The organism is Microcoleus sp. K5-D4 (genome assembly GCF_036704575.1).
In the GTDB taxonomy this organism is placed as follows: domain Bacteria; phylum Cyanobacteriota; class Cyanobacteriia; order Cyanobacteriales; family Microcoleaceae; genus Microcoleus.
Map to the genome: position 1 here is coordinate 1 of NZ_JAUBSD010000205.1, position 1526 is coordinate 1526.

1 protein-coding gene is annotated in these 1526 nt (G+C 45.1%); it reads right to left on the minus strand.

Going from position 1 to position 1526, the window contains the following annotated elements; translation table 11 throughout:
- Nucleotides 1-8: 8 nt before the first annotated feature.
- Nucleotides 9-1466 (minus strand): IS66 family transposase, encoded by a 1458-nt coding sequence (tnpC, locus tag QUA77_RS29070; RefSeq protein ID WP_333454088.1) that lies wholly within the window; start codon nucleotides 1464-1466, stop codon nucleotides 9-11.
- Nucleotides 1467-1526: the final 60 nt, after the last annotated feature.

Sequence of the window (1526 nt, forward strand, 5' to 3'; positions counted from 1 at the left end):
GTAAGGATTCAGGTCTTTGATTGGGGAATAAGAGAAGGCATGAATAAGTTACAAGAATGGGCAGATAGAGCATCACGGAAAAAATATATTGCACGGATACCTTGAAACCGACAAGTCTGAATCACAGATAACAAATCAGCAGTTTGTTCAAACCGAGACATGGAGCGGGAACCGCCAGATACCTTACGCTTAGTCACAGCTAATCGGAGGGAACGTTCAGCCAAATTATTGTCAGGGGGAATGGACGGGTGGTCTAAAAAATACCACCATTGGTGCGCTTTATCACGCAATGAACGCAGTAAAAGTCCAGCAGCATAACCAACATGACCTTGCCAAGTATTTAACAATTCTGCCAGCCTCACCTTAAAGTCCCTCGCCCAAGTGTGATAATCGAGTTCTTCAGGCTGCTCGCGCCATTTTCGATGTTGTCGAAATGCCTCATCAATTAATTCCAAAAATGCCTCTGCGACGACAGTGTCGTTACCGCGGCCCATTTGCAGAATTTTCTTAAAATGTCGCCGTAGATGGGCTAAACATTTCTGCTGCGCTCCCACAATCACACCGTTGTAGACGCTAAAATCATCAGAACTCAACACTCCAGCAAACTCCGAACCCAGCATTGTCTCTAATTCGGCTCTACTGCGAGTGTTTGCCGCATGGAACAGGCAAAAATCTTTACCTGTCGCTGTCCATAACCATTCTTTGACTCCCTTGACACACCACGGAGTTTCATCCACATGGATGCTGGGTTGTAATGGTGCCCATTTCCACAAGGCTTCGATGGCCGGCTTTACAGCATTGGCTAACCGCGCGTTTGTTGCTTGTAAGGTGCCGATTCCAATTTCGATTCCACCTAATTCCCGCAGCAATTCTTGTTGTTTTTCATAGGATAGGTGCCCATAATTACCTAACCATACCAATAATGCTTGTAGATCGATGCTCAAGTCTTGTCCTGCCACGATGCCTGGTGAGACAGGTCCAAGTGCCATTGCTCCACATTCTAGGCATTGACACTTGACTCGTTGATATTCCACTACTTCAATTGGTCTGCCAACTAAACAGGCTACCTGCTGCTTGCTGTAACCCATCGCATCACTTAATTCTCTGCTACCACAATGTTCACAAGAGTCCGGAGTGCTGATTTGATATCTATCCACTCGTCCAAATCCTTTTCGGGTTTTGCCAATATGTCCTGGCTGTCCTCCTGGTTTGGGCTTGGGATCTTTTTCTGATTCTTTTGAGTTATCAACTTTGGCGAGCTCTGATTTCTGTATGAGATCGCTTGATGGGGGTTTCGATGATGTTTTGCTATTGCTGGGCTGTCTCTCTTTGAGCTTTTCGAGTTCTGCTTGTAGTTTTTCAATCAGCTTCTGTTGAGTTAGCACAATTTTGACCAGTTCCTCACGGCTCAACTGGTCAACTATTTCTAATTTTAGTGCTGCTGATAACTCTGGCTTTTCGCTCATCTGACTACATTACCAGATTTTTCGGCTCTCAATCAACTATTTTTTACCTGAATCCTTACG